This is a genomic window from Halomonas ramblicola (assembly GCF_030409215.1).
GTDB lineage: Bacteria > Pseudomonadota > Gammaproteobacteria > Pseudomonadales > Halomonadaceae > Halomonas > Halomonas ramblicola.
The window spans coordinates 323,010-346,052 of record NZ_JAUFPL010000028.1; the positions used below are offsets into that span (position 1 = coordinate 323,010).

Annotated in this window: 16 protein-coding genes; 5 read left to right on the plus strand and 11 right to left on the minus strand. The window is 68.2% G+C overall.

Going from position 1 to position 23,043, the window contains the following annotated elements:
• Nucleotides 1-107: 107 nt before the first annotated feature.
• Nucleotides 108-2,102 carry a RecQ family ATP-dependent DNA helicase gene (locus tag QWY80_RS12560; protein ID WP_290231969.1) on the plus strand — a complete coding sequence of 665 codons (1,995 nt, stop codon included), beginning with the start codon at nt 108-110 and terminating at the stop codon, nt 2,100-2,102.
• On the opposite strand, the gene QWY80_RS12565 is transcribed toward QWY80_RS12560, so the two are convergent.
• From QWY80_RS12565 to QWY80_RS12580, 4 genes are all read right to left on the minus strand, one after another.
• On the minus strand, nt 2,072-3,547 hold the full coding sequence (locus QWY80_RS12565) for a glutamate synthase subunit beta (protein WP_290231971.1): 1,476 nt from the start codon (nt 3,545-3,547) through the stop codon (nt 2,072-2,074). The genes QWY80_RS12560 and QWY80_RS12565 overlap by 31 nt on opposite strands.
• Nucleotides 3,547-8,082: a glutamate synthase large subunit gene (gltB, locus tag QWY80_RS12570; RefSeq protein WP_290231973.1), complete on the minus strand. Its 4,536-nt coding sequence runs from the start codon at nt 8,080-8,082 to the stop codon at nt 3,547-3,549. The genes QWY80_RS12565 and gltB overlap by 1 nt, the downstream gene beginning before the upstream one ends.
• Nucleotides 8,083-8,213: 131 nt before the next feature.
• Nucleotides 8,214-8,840 carry a hypothetical protein gene (locus tag QWY80_RS12575; RefSeq protein ID WP_290231975.1) on the minus strand — a complete coding sequence of 209 codons (627 nt, stop codon included), beginning with the start codon at nt 8,838-8,840 and terminating at the stop codon, nt 8,214-8,216.
• Nucleotides 8,841-8,877: 37 nt separating this feature from the next.
• Nucleotides 8,878-10,446, minus strand: coding sequence for a sigma-54-dependent transcriptional regulator (locus tag QWY80_RS12580; RefSeq protein WP_290231977.1), 1,569 nt, complete (start codon nt 10,444-10,446; stop codon nt 8,878-8,880).
• 261 nt (nt 10,447-10,707) lie between these two features.
• Here QWY80_RS12580 and phhA point away from each other — a divergent pair, with 261 nt between their 5' ends.
• From phhA to QWY80_RS12595, 3 genes are read left to right on the plus strand one after another with little or no spacing between them, the layout of a single operon-like run.
• Nucleotides 10,708-11,541 carry a phenylalanine 4-monooxygenase gene (gene phhA / locus QWY80_RS12585; RefSeq protein WP_290231979.1) on the plus strand — a complete coding sequence of 278 codons (834 nt, stop codon included), beginning with the start codon at nt 10,708-10,710 and terminating at the stop codon, nt 11,539-11,541.
• Nucleotides 11,542-11,589: 48 nt separating this feature from the next.
• The gene (locus QWY80_RS12590) at nt 11,590-11,928 is read left to right on the plus strand and encodes a 4a-hydroxytetrahydrobiopterin dehydratase (RefSeq protein ID WP_290231981.1); all 339 of its coding nucleotides are present in this window, start codon (nt 11,590-11,592) and stop codon (nt 11,926-11,928) included.
• Complete coding sequence (locus tag QWY80_RS12595; protein WP_290231984.1) at nt 11,929-13,116, plus strand: amino acid aminotransferase; 1,188 nt, start codon at nt 11,929-11,931, stop codon at nt 13,114-13,116. It begins immediately after the preceding gene.
• A gap of 133 nt (nt 13,117-13,249) precedes the next feature.
• On the opposite strand, the gene QWY80_RS12600 is transcribed toward QWY80_RS12595, so the two are convergent.
• The 4 genes from QWY80_RS12600 to QWY80_RS12615 form a co-directional block, all read right to left on the minus strand.
• A complete protein-coding gene (locus QWY80_RS12600) occupies nt 13,250-14,197 on the minus strand; it encodes a Nudix family hydrolase (protein WP_290232597.1) in 948 nt (315 codons plus the stop codon).
• A 144-nt stretch (nt 14,198-14,341) separates the two neighbouring features.
• Nucleotides 14,342-15,571: a bifunctional glutamate N-acetyltransferase/amino-acid acetyltransferase ArgJ gene (gene argJ / locus QWY80_RS12605; RefSeq protein ID WP_290231986.1), complete on the minus strand. Its 1,230-nt coding sequence runs from the start codon at nt 15,569-15,571 to the stop codon at nt 14,342-14,344.
• A gap of 33 nt (nt 15,572-15,604) precedes the next feature.
• Nucleotides 15,605-18,352, minus strand: coding sequence for a preprotein translocase subunit SecA (gene secA / locus QWY80_RS12610; protein WP_290231989.1), 2,748 nt, complete (start codon nt 18,350-18,352; stop codon nt 15,605-15,607).
• 67 nt (nt 18,353-18,419) lie between these two features.
• The gene (locus tag QWY80_RS12615; protein WP_290231991.1) at nt 18,420-18,782 is read right to left on the minus strand and encodes a hypothetical protein; all 363 of its coding nucleotides are present in this window, start codon (nt 18,780-18,782) and stop codon (nt 18,420-18,422) included.
• A 105-nt stretch (nt 18,783-18,887) separates the two neighbouring features.
• Here QWY80_RS12615 and QWY80_RS12620 point away from each other — a divergent pair, with 105 nt between their 5' ends.
• Nucleotides 18,888-19,349 carry a DUF721 domain-containing protein gene (locus QWY80_RS12620; protein WP_290231993.1) on the plus strand — a complete coding sequence of 154 codons (462 nt, stop codon included), beginning with the start codon at nt 18,888-18,890 and terminating at the stop codon, nt 19,347-19,349.
• A 144-nt stretch (nt 19,350-19,493) separates the two neighbouring features.
• Here the strand turns inward: QWY80_RS12620 and lpxC are convergent, their stop codons facing one another.
• From lpxC to ftsA, 3 genes are all read right to left on the minus strand, one after another.
• Nucleotides 19,494-20,405 (minus strand): UDP-3-O-acyl-N-acetylglucosamine deacetylase, encoded by a 912-nt coding sequence (gene lpxC, locus QWY80_RS12625; RefSeq protein WP_290231995.1) that lies wholly within the window; start codon nt 20,403-20,405, stop codon nt 19,494-19,496.
• A 113-nt stretch (nt 20,406-20,518) separates the two neighbouring features.
• A complete protein-coding gene (ftsZ, locus tag QWY80_RS12630) occupies nt 20,519-21,700 on the minus strand; it encodes a cell division protein FtsZ (protein WP_290231997.1) in 1,182 nt (393 codons plus the stop codon).
• A gap of 35 nt (nt 21,701-21,735) precedes the next feature.
• Nucleotides 21,736-23,028 carry a cell division protein FtsA gene (gene ftsA, locus QWY80_RS12635; protein ID WP_290232000.1) on the minus strand — a complete coding sequence of 431 codons (1,293 nt, stop codon included), beginning with the start codon at nt 23,026-23,028 and terminating at the stop codon, nt 21,736-21,738.
• Nucleotides 23,029-23,043: the final 15 nt, after the last annotated feature.

The window sequence follows — 23,043 nt, forward strand, 5'->3', positions numbered from 1 at the left end:
CGCTCCTCCTCTGACTTGAGTGTAGCCCGGCGCGCTCACCGGTAGCGCGGTGAACCGTGCCGCCGGGCGGTGTATCCTGTGAGGTTCCATGGATCAGGAACCTTGAGATGCACACCCTCGACCAGACCCTGCAGCGTGTCTTCGACTACCCCGACTTCCGCCCCGGCCAGCGCCCGGTGATCGAGGCCATCGCCGCCGGGCGCTCGGCGGCGGCGATCTTTCCCACCGGCTCGGGCAAGTCGCTCTGCTACCAGCTGCCCGCCCTGCACCTGCCTCATCTCACCCTGGTGATCTCGCCGCTGCTGGCGCTGATGCAGGACCAGTTGGCCTTCCTCGCCCGGCACGGCATTCCCGCCGCCAGCCTGGACTCAGGCCAGAGTCGCGAGGAGGCCGGCGCGGTGATGGAGAGCGTCACCCGCGGCGAGATCCGCATCCTGATGGTCTCGGTGGAGCGGCTCAAGAACGAACGCTTCCGCGCCTTCATCCGCCGGGTGCCAATCTCGCTGCTGGTGGTGGACGAGGCCCACTGCATCTCCGAGTGGGGCCACAACTTTCGTCCCGACTACCTGAAGCTGCCCGCCTATCGACGGGAGTTCGACATTCCCCAGGTGCTGCTGCTCACCGCCACGGCCACGCCCCGGGTGATCGCGGACATGTCCGAACGCTTCGACATCGAGCCCGGGGATGTGACGGCCACCGGCTTCTATCGCCAGAACCTGGACCTCGAGGTGGCGCCGGTACCCGCCGGGGCGCGTCCCCGCACCCTGGTGGAGTGGCTGCGACCGCGGCTGGCCGGCGACGCACCCCAGTCCAGCATCGTCTACGTCACCCTGCAGCAGACCGCCGAGCGCCTGGCCGCCTACCTGGGCAAGGCCGGGCTGCCCGCGGTGGCCTACCACGCCGGCCTCGACGGCGAGCGTCGCGACGCCATCCAGCGCGACTTCATGGCCGGCCGGGCCCCCTGCATCGTCGCCACCATCGCCTTCGGCATGGGTATCGACAAGGCCGATATCCGGGGCGTGGTGCACTTCGACCTGCCCAAGTCCATCGAAAACTACTCTCAGGAGATCGGCCGGGCCGGACGCGACGGCGGGCCCGCCGACTGCCTGATGCTGGCCGGACGCGACAACCTCAGCGTGCTGGAGAACTTCGTCTACGGTGACACCCCCGAACGCCACGGCATCCGCCGGGTGATCGAGGCGCTGGGGCAGGCGGCGGGTGCCGACGGCGAGGAGTGGGAGCTCACCCTGAACGCCCTCTCCCAGCAGACCGACATCCGCCCGCTGCCGCTCAAGACCCTGCTGGTGCAACTGGAGCTGCGCGGCATCATCGCCCCGCGCCACAGCTACTTCGCCGACTACCGCTTCCGCCTCCACGAAGCGCCCGAGTCGCTGGTCGCCCGTTTCCCGGGCAAGCGCGGCGCCTTCGTCCAGGCCATCCTCGACGCCGCGCCCCGGGCCCGCACCTGGCACGCCCTGGACTTCTCGGCCCTGGAGCGACTGGGTGCCGAGCGGGGCCTGGACACCCGTCGCGGCCGGGTACTCACCGCCCTGGAGTACTTCGTCGACAAGGGCTGGATGACGCTGGAGAGCAAGCAGCTCACCGAGGTCTACCGGGTCACCGAGACCGCCTTCGACCCGGACCGCCTGGCCGACGAGCTGCACGGCTACTTTCGCGACAAGGAGCGCGCCGAGGTCGAACGCCTGCACGCCATGCTCGCGCTGTTCGAGAGCGACCGCTGCCTCTCCCGCCGGCTCGCCGAGTGGTTCGGCGACGATCGCGCCCCCGAGCGCTGCGGCCACTGCTCGGCCTGTCGCGGACACCCGGCCCGACTGCCCGACGCCGCCCCGCTGCCACCGCTGGAGGACCAGGACACGGAAGCCCTGCTGGGTGGTCTGCTCGAGCGCCTCGAGGCGGCGGGCGATGGTCACCCCGCCACCCCCGACCTGCTGGCGCGCTTCCTCTGCGGCATCACCACGCCGCTGTTCTCACGCCTCAAGGCACGGCAGTTGCCCGGCTTCGCCGCCCTGGAGGGTTACCCCTACGCCGAGGTGCAGGGTTGGCTGGAAGGTCAGTCGTCGGTGGGCGGCGCCAGGGTCTGAAGGCTCGGCGGCAACCGTGATGCCCCCATCAGGTAGGTGTCGATATGGCGTGCCGCGTCGCGTCCCTCGCCGATCGCCCATACCACCAGCGACGCCCCTCGGCGAGCATCGCCGCTGGCGAAGACCCCCTCCAGATCGGTCATCATGGTCTCGTCGGTGGCAAGTCCGCCATTGTCGGCAAGCGTCAGCCCCTGGTCGACGAACGCCCGGGCCTGGGCACCCTGGAAGCCGATGGCGATCAGCACCAGGTCGGTGGCCATGCGGATATTCTCCTCGAGCACCGTCTTGTCCACGCGCCGTCCCTGGCTATCGAGGGTCCACTTGACGCGTTCGACGACCAGGGCATCCACAACGCCATCACCGTCGTCATCGACGAAGGCGGTGACATTGAGCGCAAACAGCGCCCGGCCGCCCTCCTCCAAGGCATAGGTCTGTTCGTAAGTGCGCGGCTGCCACGGCCAGGGGTTGTCGGCCGGGCGTGTCACCGGCGGTGGCTCGCGCACGCTGATCTGCGCCACCTCCGCGGCGCCCTGGCGATGGGCAGTGGCCACGCAGTCGGCGCCGGTATCGCCCCCGCCCAGTACCACCACTCGCTTGCCCCGGGCATCGATCGCCAGGCTATCGCGGCCCGCCTGGCGGTGATTCTCGGCGGTCAGGTAGGGCATGCCGAAATGGATTCCCCCCAGCTCGCGCCCCGGCACCGTGACATCGCGATGCTGCTGGGCGCCGATCGCCAGGCACACCGCATCGAAACGTTCGCGCAACTGGGCCAATGCCATCGCAGGGCCGATCTCGACCCCGGTGCGGAATTCGATGCCTTCCCCACGAAGTTGGTCGAGGCGCCGTTCGACCTGATGCTTGGCGAACTTGAAGTCGGGGATGCCCAGGGTCATCAGCCCGCCGAGCGCCTCGTCGCGTTCGAATACCGTCACCTTGTGCCCGGCGCGGTTGAGCTGTTGGGCGCACGCCAGCCCCGCCGGGCCGCTACCGACCACCGCCACCCGCTTGCCGGTGCGTCGCGTCGGCGGCTCGGGGCGGATCCAGCCCCTTTCCCAGCCGCGGTCGACGATCGCCCGCTCGAGGCTCTTGATGGCCACGGCATCGGCGTTGTAGGCCAGCGTGCAGGCCGGCTCGCAGGGCGCCGGACAGGTATAGCCGGTGAATTCGGGGAAGTTGTTGGTGGCATGCAGCCGCGCCAGGGCCTCGCGCCAGCGGCCACGCACCACCAGGTCATTCCATTCCGGGATCAGGTTGCCGATCGGGCAGCCGCCCATGCAGGTGGGCACGCCGCAATCCATGCAACGCTCGCCCTGTCGACGCAGGTGATCCTCCTGCCAGCTCGGCGCATAGATCTCGCGATAGTCGCCAATGCGCTCGTGCGGGTCGCGCTTGCCGATCGGCTCGCGTGGATGTCTGAGGAAACCGTCGGGATGGTTCTCGTCCATCAGGCCACCTCCTGGGCCGCGGTCGGCGGTGCGACGCGAATGTCCCGCCCCTCGGCCAGCGCACGGCTTACCACCTCGGCATAGGCCTCGGGCACGACCTTGACCAGCCTTGCCAGGGTGGCGGGCCAGTCATCGAGCAGGGTCCGAGCGCGATGGCTGCCGGTGTAGGCATGGTGATTTTCCAGCAGGCGCCTCACCAGGGCGATGTCCCGCTCGTCTTCCACGGTTTCCAGCCCCACCCGCTCGGCATTGACCCGCTCGGCCAGGTCGCCCTGCTCGTCGAGCAGGTAGGCCTCGCCACCACTCATGCCGGCGGCGAAATTCTTGCCGCACGGGCCGAGAATCAACGCCACGCCGCCGGTCATGTACTCGCAACCGTGGTCGCCGACGCCCTCGACCACGGCGAGCGCCCCGGAATTGCGCACGCAGAAGCGCTCGCCGGCCAGACCGTTGATGTAGGCCTCGCCGCTGGTGGCACCGAACAGCGCGACATTGCCGATGATGACGTTGTCGGCGGCGACGTAGCCGGCCTCCGGCGGGGTGCGCACGCTGATCCGGCCGCCCGACAACCCCTTGCCGAGGTAGTCGTTGGCGTCGCCGGTCAGGTGCAGGCTGATGCCCCGGGCGACGAAGGCGCCGAAGCTCTGGCCGGCCGTTCCCTGCAGATGGATGCACAGGGTATCGTCGGCCGGCATGGTCGGCGCATGGCGCTTGACCAGCGCCGACGACAGCAAGGTGCCGACGCTGCGATCGCGATTGCATACCCTGGCGTCGATACGCACCGGCTCGCCATGCTCGAGCGCCGGCCGGGCCTGGGCGATCAGGCGTTGATCGAGCTTGTCGTCGAGCCGATGGTTCTGCTCGCGTGTCTGGTAGGGGGTATCGGTCGATTCCACTCGGGCCAGCAACTCACCGGGATCCAGCCTGATGCCCCGAGGGTGCGCCACCTCCCGCGGGCGTAGCCGGTCGACGCGTCCCACCATCTCGCGGACCGACGCGAAGCCCAGCGTGGCCATGATCTCGCGCAGTTCCTCGGCGACGAAGCGCAGATAATTGATGATGTGCTCGGCCTCGCCATCGAAACGCTCACGTAGTCGTGGGTCCTGGGTCGCCACGCCCACCGAGCAGGTATTGCAGTGACACTTGCGCAGCAGCAGGCAACCGACCACGACCATCGGCGCGGTGCCGAAGCCGAACTCCTCGGCCCCCAGTAGCGCGGCCATCGCCACGTCGCGGCCGGTCTTCATGCCGCCGTCGGTACGCACGGTGATGCGCGAACGCAGGTTGTTGGCCATCAGCACCCGATGGGTCTCGGCCAGCCCCAGCTCCCACGGTGTCCCGGTATGCTTGATCGAGGTCTTCTTGGCCGCCCCGGTACCGCCGGCGTCGCCGGAGATCAGCACCGCATCGGCCCGCGCCTTGGCGACGCCGGCGGCGATGGTGCCGACATTGGCCTTGGAGACCAGCTTGACGTGGATCTCGGCCTCGGGATTGGCGCACTTGAGATCGTGGATCAACTGGGCCAGGTCCTCGATCGAGTAGATATCGTGGTGCGGCGGCGGCGAGATCAGTCCGACCCCGGGCACCGTGAAGCGCACCTCGGCGATCGCCGCATCGACCTTGCCACCGGGCAACTCGCCACCCTCGCCCGGCTTGGCGCCCTGGGCCATCTTGATCTCGATCTGGCGGGCACTCGCCAGGTAGTGCGCGGTGACCCCGAAGCGCCCCGAGGCACACTGCTTCATCGAGTTCTCGGCCTCGGTACCGAAGCGCTCGACCTGTTCTCCGCCCTCGCCGCTGCCGGCCTTGCCGCCGATGCGATTCATGGCGATCGCCATGACTTCGTGGGCCTCCCGGGACAGGGCGCCGAATGACATCGAGCCGGTGCCGAAACGCTTGAGAATCGCCTCGACCGGCTCGACCCGCTCGAGCGGAATCGAGCGCTGCGAATCGCTATCGAAGTCGAGCAGCCCGCGCAACGTCTGCAGACAGCGGCTCTGGTCGTTGGCGGCTTCGGCGAAACGCCGATAACTCTCGGCGTCGTTGTGCCGCGCCGCCTGCTGCAGATGGCCGATGGTGCGGGGATTCCACTGGTGCCATTCACCGTCGCGCCGCCAGTAGAAGTCGCCACCCTGCAACAGTTGCAGGTTACCGGCGATACGGTCGCTGTAGGCGACGGCATGGGCCTGCTCGGTCTCGTCCTCGATGATGTCCATTCCGACGCCCGGAATGTGCACCGGGGTGCCGGCAAAACACTCATCGACCAGCGCTTGGTCCAGGCCGATGCACTCGAAGATCTGCGCGCCCTTGTAACTCTCCAGGCTGGAAATGCCCATCTTGGCCATGACCTTGAGCAGGCCGTCCTCGATGGCGAGACGATAGCCATGACGCGCCGCGGCGCTGCCCTCGACGCCAGTGAGTGCGCCCTCGGCGTGCAGATGCTCGAGGCTGCGGTAGGCCAGCCACGGATAAATGGCATCGGCCCCATACCCTACCAGAGTGCAGTAGTGATGCACCGCATAGGGCTCGCCGCTGCACAGCACTAACGAGGCTCGGCTGCGTTTGCCGGCCCGAATCAGGCCATGGTGGACGGCACCGACCACCAGCAGCGCGGGCACGGCCACCCGCTGCGGTCCCACCCGATGGTCGTCGAGGACCAGGAGGGTGGCACCGGCATCGACGGCGGCTTCGGCAGCGCGACGCAGGCGTTCGATGACCGAGGCCATCCCCCGGCCCGGGGGATAGGTGGTATCGATCGTCCGTGCGCGCAGCCCGTCGCCATCGAGCCCGGCCAGGGTCGCAAATTCCCGGTCATCCAGGATCGGACTCTCGACCAGCAACTGGCGACAGTGCTCGGGCGTCTCGCCCAACAGATTGCGCTGATGACCCAGGTGGGAGCGCAGCGAGGTGACCAGCGCCTCGCGCAGGTAGTCCAGCGGCGGGTTGGTGACCTGAGCGAAGAGCTGATGGAAGTAGGCGAATAGCGGCTTGCGCTGCGCCGACAGGGACGCCAGCGGGGTGTCGTTGCCCATCGCACCCAGTGGATCCTTGCCGGACTCGGCCATCGGCGCCAGCAGCACACGCAGGCCCTCGAGCGTGTAGCCGAAGGCACATTGATGGGCGGCGAGCCTGGCCGGATCGAGGGCATCGATGACGGGCTCGGCAGTTTCAGCGACCAGGTCGGCGAGCGTGAGCCGGTGCTGAGCCAGCCAGTCGGCATAGGGAGCGGCACCGGTCAGGCGCTGGAAAACCTCCGCCTCGGGCACGATGCGCCCCTCGCGGGTATCGGCGAAAAAGAGCTGGCCCGGGCGCAGCCGTCCCTGCATCACGATCTCGCCGAAGTCGGCGTCCAGGGTGCCGCTTTCGCTGGCCATGATCAGTTTGTCGTCGCGGGTCAGGCAGTAGCGACAGGGGCGCAGGCCGTTACGGTCGATGACCGCGCCGACCGCATCGCCGTCCGAGGCCACGACCAGCGCCGGCCCATCCCACGGCTCCATGAGGGTGGAATGATAGTCATAGAAGGCGCGGCGTTCCGGGGCCATCGCCGGGTCCTTCTCCCAGGCCTCGGGAATCAGCATGCGCAATGCATGGGGCAGCGAGCGGCCACCGACCAGCAGCAGTTCCAGGACATGGTCGAAGTCGGCGGAATCGCTCTGGCCCTCTTCGGCAAGGACCGGACGAATCCGCTCGATATCGGCACCGAAGCGTTCGCTTGCCAGAAGGGGTTCCCGTGCTCGCATCCAATTGACATTGCCGAGGAGCGTATTGAACTCGCCGTTGTGGACCAGGCTGCGATAGGGATGCGCCAACTCCCAGGCCCCCAGAGTGTTGGTAGAGAAACGCGAGTGCACCAGCACCAGCGCGCTTTCCACCCGTGAGTCGCTCAGGTCCGGGTAGTAGCTGGCCAGTTGGGCACAGGTCAGCAGGCCCTTGTAGACGATGCGTCGCCGGTCCAGGCTGCAAATGTAGAACAGGTTGGCCCCCTCGCCGCCCAGTTCCCGCTCGCGCACGCGATTCTGGATTTCGCAGCGCAGCACGTAGAGGCCAACATCAAATGCCACCGGCGACATGGCCTGCCGGGGGGCCACGAAGCACTGTTCGACGATGGGCTCGGAGGCCAAAGCGGTATGCCCCAGTCCCCGATGGTCGGTGGGCACACGGCGCCAGGCGAGCAGCCGATAGCCCAGCGTCTCGATGACCGACGTCATCAGCCGCTTGATGGCGGAGCGTTGCGCCTTGTCCCGGGGGAGGAAGAGCTGGCCGACGCCATAGCGGCCGGCACCGGGTAGGCCGGGGATGGCCGCGGCAAAAAAGCGGTGCGGCACCTGCAACAGCAGGCCGGCACCGTCACCGGTGTTTTCCTCGGCGCCCCGCGCCCCGCGATGATCGAGGTTGCACAGCATGCGCAGACCGTCTTCGATCAGCCCATGTGTCGCCTCGCCACGCATGTTGACCACCGCGCCAACGCCGCAGCTGGCGTAGCCGGCATGAGGGTCAAGGCGTGCCTTGCTGGATTTGCCTGCCGGGTATCGCATGGATGTCGTTACCCTTGCCTGGTGGCACTCTCGCTCATACTAGGCCATATGGGGCCGGCACCGTCACAAACTCAGACGATAGCAGACGGCCCGAGACCGACTCGCGCGTGCCGGGGGTGAACGCGGCAGGTTCAATGGCGATGGCGGATGCGCCAATGCTGCAGGCCGATCATCAGCAGATGCACCGGCAGGTAGATCGCCACGGGCCAGAGCCCCATCAGCAGCACCAGATAGAGCAAGGGGGCCATCCAGTCCTGATGCTGCCCGAAGGGGCCGTGGACCCAGTTGATATTGCGCTCGGGATCCGTCAACAGGTAACTGAGCGGGATCACCAGCCAGGTGAGGCCGCTCTGCCACCACAGGGCCCGGCGATCATAGCCCAGCCGCCAGATCGCGAAGCCCGCCACCGGCGGCAGGATCAGGTGATAGAGCGACATCAGTCGGGTCAGCGGTGGCTGCTCGGGATCGAACATGTACTCGGTGCCGCCGATGGGATGAATGCCGGTCAGCCAGGCCGTGCCCACGTCCACGGCCCAGAGGCTGCCCACCAGGGCCACCGCCAGCCACTGCATGGAGAGCAGCAGGCGATGTTCCCGCCACAGGCCCACCAGGATCAGGAAGTTGGCCAGGTTGCACAGCCAGAAGTAGTTCTGCGGCCCCAGCAGCACCCAGTAGGTGGGCGCCCAGCCCAGGATCCAGGCGGTGAAGGCCAGTTTCAGCCCCAGTGGCAAGCGTGCAGGCGATCCGGTATCCGACATTCCTCCTCCTCATGGTGGGCTTATTCCGCCACCCGCCTCATGCTTCACTCCCTTCCCCGCCGATACCATGGCGCTTGAGCTTGTTGGCGATGGTGGTGTGGGAGACGCCGAGCCGCTTGGCCAGTTGCCGGCTCGAGGGGTGACGCGGATAGAGGGTGGCCAGCACCCGCTGCTCCACCGCGCCCATGATCTCGGCCAGGGTCCCCTCCAGGTCGAGGCCGGCGAGCTCCGCGGCCTCCCCCACGTCGGGCAGGCGCAAATGGGCCGGCTCGAGGCGCTCGCCCTCGCACAGCGATACCGCCTGGAAGAGCACGTTCTCCAACTGGCGTACGTTACCGGGCCAGGGATAGGCGGTGAGCCGCGCCAGCGCCGCCGGCGAGAGGGTCGGTACGGTGCAACCGATCTGGCGGGCGGCGCGGTCGAGGAAGTGCTCGGCGAGCGCCGGAATGCCGTCGCGGCACTCGCGCAGCGGCGGCACGGTGAGCGACAGCACATTGAGGCGGTGATAGAGGTCCTGGCGGAAGCGCCCCTCGGCGCACAGCCGCGGCAGGTCCTGCTGGGTGGCGCAGATCACCCGCACGTCGAGCCAGGTCTCCTCGTCGCTGCCCACCCGACGGAAGCCACCGTCCTGCAGGAAACGCAGCAGCTTGACCTGCAGCCGCGGGCTCATCTCCCCCACCTCGTCGAGGAAGATGGTGCCGCCGGCGGTGAGTTCCAGCAGGCCCAGCTTGCCCTCGGGCCGCGCCCCCTCGAAGGCCCCCGGGGCGTAGCCGAACAGTTCGGTCTCGGCCATGGACTCCGGCAGGCCGGCACAGTTGAGCGCCATGAAGGGCGCCTGCCCCCGGGCGCTGGCCAGGTGGCAGGCCCGCGCCAGCAGCTCCTTGCCGGTACCGGTCTCGCCCTGGATCAGCAGCGGGGCGTCCAGCGGCGCCATGCGCCGCGCCTCCCGGGTCAACGCCTCGAGCTTGGGGCTGGCCTGGAAGATCGCCTCGAAACCGCGCAGTTCCTGGCGCTGCACCTGGTAGATGCGCGCCCCGATGCGCTCGGCCCGGTGCAGGGTCACCACCGCCCCGGCCAGCGACGCCACGTCGTCGTGATGCTCGCGGTGCAGCGGAGCGATATCGGCCAGGAAGGTGGTGTCGCGCAGCTTGACGCGCAGGCCGTTGACCCGGGCGTTGTTGCGCCGGATCAGCTCCGGCAGGTCCAGGTCATGCAGGTAACGGTCCAGCGACAGCCCCGGCACCTCGTCGATGCGCACCCCGAGCAGCTGCCCCGCGGCACGGTTGGCGGCGACGATATGGCCCTCCATGTCGATGGACATCACCGGGTCGGAGAGCGACGAGAGCAGCGCGTCCAGCTCCAGGTGGCGCCGCTCGCTGGGCATCAGGCTGACCCGGCGCACGCCGAAGACCCCGGGCACCGCCTCCAGTTCCGGCTTGAGGGTGGCGAGCTGGGCATGGAGCAGATGGGGCACGTGCAGGTAGATGGCGTTGCCGTGCTCGCCCCCCACCTCGCCGCGGGCCACGTTGAGGCCGTAGTCGGCGAAGTGGGCGACGATGTCGCGCAGGATGCCCACCCGGTTCTGGCAGTGAAACCTCAGACGCATCTCGGGGTCGGCTCCTCATGAAGCAAAAGGCGTCACGCTGATGTGACTCCAGTGTCAAGATAACGTGACAGCCGCGTCGGCTCCACCCCCCATGGCCCGGCCCCATGCCGCCCGGATCCGCCTCCTGCGCCACGACCGTCAAGTTAGCCTTACAGCGGCACGCTTCGGCCCGGCCGCGGCGACTCGCCCCTCCGCCTTCCTCCGCCGTCACCTAGACTTCAATAAATAGCCCAACTAGCCCAGCGACACGGAGGAGAACCCATGAAGGTCCCCACCTCCCCCCTGAGCGACCAGGTCAGCAAGACCGGCTATCGCGCCCGGCTGCCCGACGCCCGGGGGCATATCGCCTACGGCGACACCGAGAACGCCACCTGGCAGACCCTGATACGCCGTCAGCTACCGATGATCGAGGGTCGCGTCTGCCAGGCCTATCTGGACGGCCTGGAGCGCCTGGCGCTGCCCGAGGATCGCATCCCCCAGCTCGGCGAGATCGATCGGGTACTGGAGGCCACCAGCGGCTGGCGCACCGCCCAGGTGCCGGCGCTGATCCCCTTCGACACCTTCTTCGAGCTGCTGGCCAGCCGCCGCTTTCCTGTGGCCACCTTCATCCGCAGCCCCGAGGAGCTGGACTACCTCAAGGAGCCGGACATCTTCCACGAGCTCTTCGGCCACTGCCCGATGCTCACTGACCCCTCTTTCGCCGAGTTCACCGCCACCTACGGCCGCCTGGGCAAGGCGGCCACGCACAAGGAGCGGGTCTACCTGGCACGGCTCTACTGGTTGACCGTGGAATTCGGCCTGGTGGACACCCCCGCGGGACGGCGCATCTACGGCGGCGGCATCATCTCCTCGCCGAAGGAGACCCTGCATGCCCTCTCCGAGGTCCCGGAGCACCTGCCCTTCGACCCGGTGGAAGCGATGCGCACCCCCTACCGCATCGACATCCTGCAGCCGCTCTACTATGTGCTTGACGACCTCGCCACCCTGCACGACCTTTCCCGTCAGGACATCATGGGCCTGGTACACCGGGCCATGGCGCTCGGGCTCCATGCGCCGCGTTTCGAGCCGGCCGCACAGAAGGCCGGGGCGAGTTGACGCCCTGTCGGGCGCCGCCCATTCCTGAACCAACATGGAGGAGGACAAATGAGCCAACTGTCACAACAGCAGTGCGAGGCCTGCCGTAGCGACTCCCCCAGGCTCACCGACGAGCAGATCGCGGAGTACCGCCGAGAGGTGCCCGAGTGGCAGATCGTCGAGCGCGATGGCATCATGCAACTGGAGCGGGTCTTCACCTTCCCCGACTTTCGACAGGCGCTGACCTTCACCGACCGCGTCGGCGAACTCGCCGAGGAAGCGGACCACCATCCGGCCCTGCTGACCGAATGGGGCAAGGTCACCGTGACCTGGTGGTCGCACAAGATCAAGGGCCTGCACAGCAACGACTTCATTCTTGCCGCCAGAACCGACGAGGTAGCGAAATAAATGTTCGAACACATTGAGCGGGTGCCCGGGGATGCCATCCTCGGCCTGATCGAGGCCTTCAAGAAGGACACCAATCCCCAGAAGGTCGATCTCGGCGTCGGCGTCTACAAGGACGCCCAGGGCAACACCCCGGTGATGCGCGCCGTCAAGGAGGCCGAGGCCCTGCTGCTCAAGAACGAGACCACCAAGACCTACATCGGCTCCCACGGGGCGCCGGAGTACGGCCAGGTGATCCTGCCGATGGTGCTGGGCGAGGGCTCGCCGATCCTCGAGGCGCGCCGCGCCAGCGCCACCCAGTCCCCGGGCGGCACCGGCGCCCTGCGCCTGGCGGCCGACTTCATCACCAGGAAGTTGCCCGGCAAGGGCATCTGGGTCAGCGACCCGACCTGGCCGAACCACCACGGCATCTTCACCGCCGCCGGCATCGAGCTGCACAAGTACCCCTACGTGGACGCCGAGAACCGCCTCGACTTCGACGGCATGCTCGCGGCGCTGAAGCAGATCCCCGAGGGCGACGTGGTGGTGCTGCATGCCTGCTGCCACAACCCCACCGGCTTCGACCTGAACCGCGAGCAGTGGCAACGGGTACTGGGCGTGATCCAGGAGCGCCAGCTGCTGCCGCTGGTGGACTTCGCCTACCAGGGCTTCGGCGAGGGCCTGGACGAGGACGCCTACGGGGTGCGCCTGCTGGCCGAGAACCTCGACGAGGTGATCATCACCAGCTCCTGCTCCAAGAACTTCGGCATCTACTGCGAGCGCACCGGCTGCCTGATCCTGGTTGCCAAGGACGCCGAGCAGATGGAGAACGTGCGCTCCCAGATCGCCATCGTCGCCCGGGAGAACTACTCCAACCCGCCGGCCCACGGCGGCGCCATCGTCAGCGAGATCCTGCGCTCCGCCGAGCTCGCCGCCGTGTGGCGCGACGAACTCACCGAGATGCGCGACCGCATCAACACCCTGCGCCGCGACTTCGTCGAGGCCCTGGAACCCTATGGCCTCGACCAGAAGTATCACTGCGTGGCCGAGCAGCGCGGCATGTTCTCCTACACCGGCCTGACTCCCGACCAGGTCGACCGCCTGCGCGACGAGTTCGGCATCTACATGGTGCGTTCCGGCCGCGCCAACGTAGCCGGCTTCTCCCAGGAGAACCTGTCCTACCTGGCCAAGGCCATCGCCGCGGTCAACTGAGCGCGGGCCCACAGCCACAGCGCATGACGCCCGGGCCTTGCCCGGGCGTCCGCTTTTTGCCTCCCCGCTACGACTCGCCCCGCCGATCGGCGGGGCGAGTCGCGTCGGGACCGGCGGGCGGCGCCCGGGCGGTTCATTTCCAGAAGTCGCGGATCGAGGCGATGCCCTGGGCGCCCACGGCCCGGGCATGGTTGGCATCGAAGCGGGTCATGCCGCCCAGGGCGAACACCGGCATGGCGGCACGCTCCACCAGTTCCTGGAAGTCATGCCAGCCCATGGGCGGCACCTCCGGATGCGACGGCGTGGTGCGTAGCGGCGAGAGGGTCACGAAGTCGCAACCCACGCGGCCCGCCTGGACCAGTTGCCTGCGGTCATGGGTGGACGCCGATAGCCACTTGCCGTCGGTGATGGGACGCCGCTCCAGGGACATCAGGCGTTCGCTGGTGAGATGGATGCCATCGGCATCGACGCTCTCGAGCAGTTCCGGCTCGCCGTTGAGCAGCAGGCGTGCGCCGTGGCGGTGGCAGATCGCCACGGCACCCTCGGCGCGGGCCAGGTAGGCGGCCTCGTCCAGCTGCTTGGCGCGCAGCTGCACCAGGCGCACGCCGTCTTCCACCAGGGCACGCTCCAGGCGCCGGGCGAAGAGCGCCTCATCCTCTTCCTCGCCGGTGATCAGGTACTCGGTGGGCAGCATCACCGCGCGCAGGATCGGCAGGTTGGCGGCCGGGAAGGGGTAGTTGACCAGTTCCTGCATGGGCACCCAGCGCACCGCCTGTCCCTCGCGGCCGAAGGGCTCGCCGGAGAAATCATGCACCTGCCAGACATCCAGCAGGATGTGCTTGTCGGGATACTCATGGTGGATGCGGATCAACGGCTGCGCCCGCTGGATCTCCACGCCCAGCTCCTCGTGCAGCTCGCGCTTGAGGCCACCCAGCCCCGTCTCGTAGGGCGCCAGCTTGCCGCCGGGAAACTCCCAAAGGCCACCGTGGTCGACGTTGCTCGGGCGACGCGCGATCAGCACCTCGCGACCATCGGCGCCGATGATGGCGGCGGCCGCCACATGCACCCTTCTCTTCACCATTGCGTTCATTCACCTTTCCAACTTGACCGCGCTGCCGCGCGGGAACTGTACGGCCGGCCCGACCCCAAGGAGCCTGTCGGATTTGAGCGATCGTCGCGAGAGATTCGGATTTCGCGGTAGATCAGCGTTAAGTTCGACGGGCTCCTAGCTGCGGTAGTCGGCGTTGATGCTCACGTAGTCCTGGGAGAGATCGGAGGTCCACACCGTGGCGCTCTCCTCGCCGCGCCCCAGGTCGATGCGGATGGTGATTTCATCCCTGGCCATCACCGCGCTGCCCGCCTCCTCGGTGTAGCCGGGGGCGCGACCGCCGCCCGCCACCAGGCGCACCTCGCCCAGATCGATGGTCACGCGGGAGACGTCGAAGTCGTCCACCGGGGCCCGTCCCACCGCGGCCAGGATGCGCCCCCAGTTGGCGTCGGAGGCATAGAGGGCGGTCTTGACCAGCGGCGAATGGGCCACGGTGAAGGCCACGTCGAGGGCCTCGCGGCGCGTGGTGGCGCCGTTGACCTGCAGGGTGACGAACTTGGTGGCGCCCTCGGCGTCGCGAATGATCGCCTGGGCCAGCTCGGTCATCACCCGCTGCAGGCCGTCGCGAAACACCGCGATCGCCTCCTCGTCGGCCAGCACCGGCCCCTGGCCCGTGCTGATCAGCATGCAGGCGTCGTTGGTGGAAGTGTCACCGTCCACGGTGATGCAGTTGAAGGAGCGCTCCACCGTCTCGCGCAGCAGCGTCTGCAGCAGGCCCTGATCGAGGGTGGCGTCGGTGGCCACGAAGGCCAGCATGGTAGCCATGTTGGGCTGGATCATGCCCGAGCCCTTGGCGATGCCGTTGATCGTCACCGTCGCGTCGCCCAGGTCCAGGGTGATGCTGGCGCCCTTGGGGCGGGTATCGGTGGTGAGGATGCCCTCGCCCGCCAGCCGCCATGCCCCGGCGCCGTCGTCGAGCCCCTCCAGCGCCGCCGGCAGGCCGGCCAGCAGCCGCTGCATGGGCAGCGTCTCGCCGATCACCCCGGTGGAGAACGGCAGCACGGCCTGCGCCGGCACCCCGGCCAGGCGAGCCAGCTCGGCACAGGTGGCGCGGGCGTCGCGCAGGCCCTCCTCGCCGGTGCCGGCGTTGGCGTTGCCGGTATTGATTACCAGGTAACGTGCACCCTCGCCCCGGGCGACGCCGGCCGCGAGGTGCTCGCGGGCCACCGTCACCGGCGCGGCGCAGAAGGCGTTGCGGGTAAAGGTGCCCGCCACCCGGGCGCCCTCGGGCATCTCGATCACCACCAGGTCGCGGCGGTCGGGCTTCTTGATCCCCGCCATGGCGGTGCCCAGGCGGATCCCGGGAATCGCCGGCATCTCGGGAAAGCTCGCGTCACCCACTGCCATCGTCTCGTCTCCTGTCTGGTTCGCGCGGGCCGATCAGCTCAGCTTGCCGCAGCACTGCTTGTATTTCTTGCCGGAACCGCAGGGACAGGGGTCGTTGCGCCCCACCTTGGGCCCCTCGCGACGCAGCGGGCGACCGTCGGCGCCGGGCGGTACCGGGGCCTCGCCACGCTCGCCCTCCCCGGCGGTGGCCGCCTCGGGGGCGTCATGGCGGCTCGCTGCCGCGGCCCTCTCGCGCTCCAGCGCCTCGCGGCGCTTGCGCTCGAGCTCCTCGACCTCCTCCGGGCGACGCACCTGCACATGGCTGAGGATGCGTGTCACGTCGGCCTTGATGTTGGTCAGCAGCGCCTGGAACAGCTCGAAGGACTCGCGCTTGTACTCCTGCTTGGGGTTCTTCTGCGCATAGCCGCGCAGATGGATGCCCCGACGCAGGTGATCCATGGACTGCAGGTGCTCCTTCCAGCGGGTGTCAAGCACCTGCAGCATCACCTGCTTCTCGAAGCGCCGCATCAGCTCGGTGCCGGCCTGCTCCACCTTGGCCTCGTAGGCCTCGCGGTGCAGGGTCTGCAGGCGCTCGCGTAGCTGCTCCTCGTGAAAGCGCTCGTCCTCCTCGGCCCACTGCACCACCGGGGCATCCAAGTTGAACTCGCTGCGGAGGTAGTCCTGGAGGCCCGCCAGGTCCCACTGCTCCGGCAGGCTCTGGGGCGGCACATAGTCGCTGATGGCGAGGTCCAGTACCTCCTCGCGGATGCCCGCCACCGCCTCGGCGACCTCTTCGGCGGCGAGGATCTCGTTGCGCTGCTCGTAGATCACCCGGCGCTGGTCGTTGGCCACGTCGTCGTACTCGAGCAGCTGCTTGCGGATGTCGAAGTTGCGTCCCTCGACCTTCTTCTGGGCGCGCTCCACGGCGTTGGAGACCATCTTGTGCTCGATCGCCTCGCCGCGCTCCAGGCCCAGCGCCTTCATCATGCGCTGCACCCGGTCGGAGCCGAACAGACGCATCAAGTTGTCTTCCAGCGACAGGAAGAAGCGCGTCGAGCCGGGGTCGCCCTGACGACCGGCGCGACCGCGCAGCTGGTTGTCGATGCGCCGCGACTCATGGCGCTCCGAGCCGACCACGTGCAGCCCCCCGGCGGCCAGCACGGCCTCGTGGCGTGCCTGCCACTCGGCCTTGAGCCGCTCGATCCGTTCGGGGGTCGGGTCCTCCAGCTTGGCCGCCTCGGCCTCCCAGTTGCCCCCCAGCACGATGTCGGTGCCGCGGCCGGCCATGTTGGTGGCGATGGTGATCGCCCCGGGACGTCCCGCCTGGGCGATGATCTCCGCCTCGCTCTGGTGCTGCTTGGCGTTGAGCACGTTGAAGGTCATCCCCGCCTGGCGCATCAGCCCGGCCAGGTACTCGGAGGTCTCGATGGAGGCAGTACCCACCAGCACCGGACGGCCGGCGGCGGTCTCGGCCTGCACGTCCTCGATGATCGCCTCGAACTTCTCCTCGGCGGTGAGGTAGACCAGGTCGTTGAGGTCCTCGCGGATCAGCGGCTTGTTGGTGGGGATCACCACCACGTCCAGGCCATAGATCTGGTGGAACTCGAAGGCCTCGGTATCGGCGGTACCGGTCATGCCGGCCAGCTTGTCGTAGAGGCGAAAGTAGTTCTGGAAGGTAGTGGAGGCCAGGGTCTGGCTCTCGCGCTGTACCGCCACGCCCTCCTTGGCCTCCACCGCCTGGTGCAGGCCCTCGGACCAGCGCCGGCCGGGCATGCTGCGACCGGTGTGCTCGTCGACGATCACCACCTGGCCGTCGTTGACGATGTAGTCGACGTCGCGGTGGTAGAGGTGGCGGGCACGCAGCGCCGAGTGCATGTGCTGCAGCAGGTTGAGGTTCTGGGCCGCGTAGAGGGAGTCCTCCTCGCCCAGCAGCCCTTCGCCGCGCATCAGTTCCTCGACCTTGTTGTGTCCGGCCTCGGTGATTTCCACCTGCTTGTGCTTCTCATCGAGGGTGAAGTCGCCGTTGACCGGGGCGTCCGCGTCTTCCGACACCTCCCCCTTGACCAGATGCATTGCCAGGCGGTCGACCACCCGATAGAGCTCGGTATTCTCGTCCACCGCCCCGGAGATGATCAGCGGCGTGCGCGCCTCGTCGATGAGGATCGAGTCCACCTCATCGACGATGGCGAAGTTCAAGGCGCGCTGCACCTTGTCCTCAAGGGAGAAGGCCATGTTGTCGCGCAGGTAGTCGAAGCCGAACTCGTTGTTGGTGCCGTAGGTGATGTCGCAGGCGTAGGCGGCGCGCTTCTGCTCCGGCGTCTGGCCGGCGAAGATCACGCCCACCGAGAGGCCCAGGAACTCGTAGAGGGGGCGCATCCACTCGGCGTCGCGACTCGCCAGGTAATCGTTCACGGTGACCACGTGGACGCCCTTGCCCGGCAGGGCGTTGAGGTAGACGGCCAGGGTGGCCACCAGGGTCTTGCCCTCGCCGGTCTTCATCTCGGCGATGCGCCCGTTGTGGAGGGTCATGCCGCCGATCAACTGGACGTCGAAGTGGCGCATGCCCATGACGCGCTTGCTCGCCTCGCGCACCGTGGCGAAGGCCTCGGTGAGCAGGTCGTCCAGGGTCCCGCCGGCCTCCAGGCGGGAGCGGAAGTCGTCGGTGCGCGCCTGCAGGGCGGCATCGTCCAGCGCCTCGAGCTCCGCCTCCAGGGCGGTGCTGCGCTCGACGAGCCGGCTCATGCGCTTGACCTCGCGGTCGTTCTTGGAGCCGACGACCTTGCGTAACAGGGAATTGATCATGAAGGGTCCTGGGTCTGCGTGTGGCATCGTGCCAGCCGCCATCCGGCGGCCGGCCATGGGTCGGGATTCAGCTTGCCCACGCAGGGGGCGGCCCACGCCGGGTCAGGACATCATGGGCGGCGGCGGATCGCCGGCACGGCGCAATGGGCCGGCGGCTCGACAGGCGCTGGCGGGTGTGGGGAGAGCGCCGCGGGGGCCAGCGGCGAGAGGCGCGGCGGCGCGCCTGGAGCCGCGAGCTGGCGCGAATCAACGCCGGGGCCAGGATGCACACCTGCACCAGGCGCTCGGCCTGGCGCAGGGCATCCCCCTGGGCCAGGCCGGCCGGCAGCAGGCAGCCCACCAGCAGGCCAGCCAGCCACCAGCGCGCCGGCCGCCGCATCGAGGCGGACCGGGCCGGGCGAAGGGGCTGGCGGCTGGCGATAGCGGACATGCTGTCGACGGACTCCCGGGCGTGCTAGGCTGACGGACCCATAGGGTCCCGAATGTTCGGCATCACGGCCCGCCCTCTTCGAGTCGCGCCGCGAGAAACAAGCCCATGAGTATAAAGGTTAAGCGCTTTCGCGCCCAGCCCATGTCCCGCCTGCTGGAAGGGCGTGGCGAGCTCGGCTCGCTGATGCGCTCGGCGCGGCTCATCGAGCGCGCCCAGGCCCACCTGCGCGACCATCTGCCGGCCGAGTTCGCCGAGCATCTCCACGTGGGCGGCTATCGCGACGGCCGCCTCACCCTGCTCACCGACCGCGCGGTGTGGCTGACCCGGCTGCGCTACGAGCAGGCCCGCCTGCTCGAGCTGCTCCACCAGTTGCCGGGGTTCGAGGCGGTCACCGGCTTCCACTTCAAGGTACGCCCGGTGCGCCCGGTGAAGGTCCCGCCACGCCAGGTGCGCCACCTTCCCGTCCATGCCGCCGACGAGCTCTCCAGCTGCGCCGCCGACGTCGAGGACCCGCGCCTCAGGCAGGCCCTGGAGCGGCTGGCGGCCCACGCCGAGCGCGAGCCATAAGCTCGAAGCTGGAACGCAGCATAGCCTCAGCCTGTTATGAAACAACCCCGCTGGCAGACCCAGCGGGGTTGTTTTTCTTCAAGCTTCCAGCCGCGAAGCGGCGCTCTTCAAGCTTATGGCTTACAGCTCCCGGCGCAGCCGGGTTCAGGCCATGGCCGGCGCGGCGTAGGAGATCGGGGCGGCCGCGGTCTCCTCCTCGAAGGTGACGATCTCGTAGGCGTCGGGCTGGGCCATCAGGGCCCGGCACAGCTGGTTGTTCAGGGCATGACCGGATTTCACGCCGTGGAACTCGCCGATCAGGCTGTGGCCCAGCTGGTAGAGGTCGCCGATGGCGTCCAGCACCTTGTGCTTGACGAACTCGTCGTCGTAGCGCAGGCCGCCCTCGTTGACGATGCGATAGTCGTCCACGACGATGGCGTTGTCCAGGCTGCCACCCAGGGCCAGGTTGTTCGAGCGCAGGTGCTCCAGGTCGCGCATGAAACCGAAGGTGCGGGCGCGGGAGACCTCCTTGACGAAGGAGGTGGTGGAGAAGTCCACCACCGCGGTCTGGGTCTGGTCCTCGAAGACGGGGTGATCGAAGTCGATGGTGAACGCCACCTTGAAGCCCCGATGGGGGCGGAAGGTGGCCTCCTTGTCGCCGTCGCGCACCGTCACCTCGCGCTTGATGCGGATGAACTTCTTCGCCGCGTTCTGCTCGCTGATGCCCGCGGACTGGATCAGGAACACGAAGGGGCCGGCGCTGCCATCCATGATCGGCACCTCCGGGGCACTCAGATCCACATAGGCGTTGTCGATGCCGAGGCCGGCCAGCGCCGACATCAGGTGCTCGACGGTGGCCACCTTGGCGCCTTCGTGGGTCAGGGCGGTGCACAGGGTGGTGTCGGTCACCAGCTCCGCCCGGCCGGGAACCTGTACCTCGGGCTCCAGATCGGTGCGCACGAAAACGATGCCGGTATCCACGGGCGCCGGACGCAGGGCCATGTAGACCTTCTTGCCGGAGTGCAGGCCGACGCCGGTGGCGCGGATGACGTTCTTCAGGGTGCGTTGTCTGATCATGGGCAGTGGCCAGGGCTGTTGTCGGATTATCAAACACCGTTCACTATAACACCGAACGGACGTTTCAACAAAAAAACCTCATCCGGCAAGACGCATGGCCTCGATAGGTTGCCTCAATCGGCCTGGCGACGCAGGAAGGCCGGGATATCGAGGTAGTCGTCGAGCTCCTGGGAACGGCGCTTCTCGGGGCGCGGTTTGGCGGCCTCCTCCGGTTCCTGGCTACGTGCCGCGGCGGCCTGCTGGCGGCTGACCGCTGGCTGCGCCGCCGGACGCTGGCGATAGTCACCGACCTCGGCACGCTTGACGCCCTCGCGGCTGGTCGCCTTCTGCTGCTGGCGCCCGTCGAGGCCGGCGGCCACCACGGTGACGCGCAGCTCGTCGCTCATCTCCATGTCGATGGACGTACCCACCACGATGGTAGCGTCCTGAGAGGCGAACTCCTGGACGGTGGCACCCACGTCGTTGAACTCGCCGATGGAGAGGTCAGGGCCGGCGGTGATGTTGACCAGGATGCCACGCGCGCCATGGAGGTCGATGTCCTCCAGCAGCGGGCTGCGGATCGCCTTCTCGGCGGCCTCGCGGGCGCGGTTCTCGCCGGTGGCACCGCCGGTGCCCATCATCGCCATGCCCATCTCGGACATCACGGTACGCACATCGGCGAAGTCGACGTTGATGATGCCGGGGCTGGTGATCAGCTCGGCGATGCCCTGGACGGCGCCCAGCAGGACGTCGTTGGCGGCGCTGAAGGCGGACAGCAGGCTGGCGCTCTTGCCCAGCACCGAGAGCAGCTTCTCGTTGGGTATGGTGATCAGGGAGTCGACGTGCTCGGAGAGCTCCTTCATGCCCTCCTCGGCGGCGCGCATGCGCTTGGGGCCCTCGAAGGGGAAGGGGCGCGTCACCACGGCCACGGTGAGGATGCCCAGCTCCTTGGCCACCTGGGCCACCACCGGAGCGCCGCCGGTGCCGGTACCACCGCCCATGCCGGCGGTGATGAACACCATGTCGGCCCCGCTGATCAGTTCGGCGATGCGCTCGCGGTCCTCCATGGCCGCCTGTCGCCCCACGTCGGGGTTGGCGCCGGCACCGAGCCCCTTGGTGATATCGCTGCCGAGCTGCAGCACGGTCTTGGCCGCGACTCGCTTGAGCGCCTGGGCATCGGTATTGGCGCAGATGAACTCGACGCCCTCGATGTTGCTCTCGACCATGTGGTTGACGGCATTACCGCCACCGCCGCCGACACCGATCACCTTGATGACCGCGCTGCTAGAGGGTGCACTATCTACCAGTTCGAACATTTGCCCCGTCTCCTGGACCGCCGCTGGCGATCCTGTCAGAAATTTCCTTTCAACCAGCCCTTCAGCCGTGCCAGCGCCGAGAAACCGTCCCTGTCGCCGCGACGAGCGGCGTCCTCGCGCCTGGGCTGTGCGGACATCACGCTGCTGCCCTGTGCCTGTCGACCGTGCCCCTGCCGTGCCTCCTGCAGAGCGTAATGTAGCAAACCGACTCCGGTCGAATAAATCGGGTTGCGCACCACATCGGCCAGCCCGCGGACGTTCTGCGGGCAGGCGATGCGGACCGGCATGTGGAAGATCTCCTCGGCCAGCTCCACCACGCCCTCCATGCGCGCGGTGCCGCCGGTGAGCACCACCCCGGCGGCCACCAGGTCCTCGTAGCCGCTGCGGCGCAGCTCGTCGCGAACCAGGGTGAATAGTTCCTCGTAGCGCGGCTCCACCACCTCGGCCAGCGCCTGGCGGGAGAGGTCCCGGGCGGGGCGGTCGCCGACGCTCGGTACCTTGATCATCTCGTCGCTGGCGGCCAGCTGGGTGAGCGCGCAGGCATACTTGACCTTGATCTCCTCGGCGTGCTGGGTCGGAGTGCGCAAGGCCATGGCGATGTCGTTGGTGACCTGGTCGCCGGCGATGGGAATCACCGCGGTGTAGCGGATGGCCCCCTCGGTGAACACCGCGATGTCGGTGGTGCCGCCCCCGATGTCGACCATGCACACGCCGAGTTCGCGCTCGTCCTCGGTGAGCACCGCCATGCTGGAGGCGAGCTGTTCGAGGATGATGGCATCCACTTCCAGGCCGCAGCGGCGCACGCACTTCTCGATGTTCTGCACCGCGTTGAGGGCCGCGGTAACCAGATGGACCCGCGCCTCCAGGCGCACGCCGGACATGCCGAGCGGTTCGCGGATGCCGCCCTGGGCATCGATGGCGAACTCCTGGGGCAGCACGTGCAGCACCCGTTGCCCCTCGGAGATCGCCCGGGCCCGGGCGGAGTCGATGACGCGATCGATGTCGGAGGGGGTGACCTCGCGCTCCTTGATCGCCACCACCCCGTCGGAGTTCATGGAACTGATATGACTGCCGGCGACACCCACATAGACGGAGTGGATGTCGCAGCCGGCCATGAGTTCGGCTTCCTCCACGGCGCGCTGGATCGACTGCACCGTGGACTCGATGTTGATCACCACCCCCTTCTTCATGCCCCGGGAGGGGTGTGAGCCGATACCGGCGATCTCGATACCCCCGTCATCGGTGGGCTGTCCCACGATCGCCACCACCTTGGACGTTCCGATATCCAGCCCGACTACCATATTGGACACGTTGGATGAGCCTGCCATGAGTCGGGAAGTCTC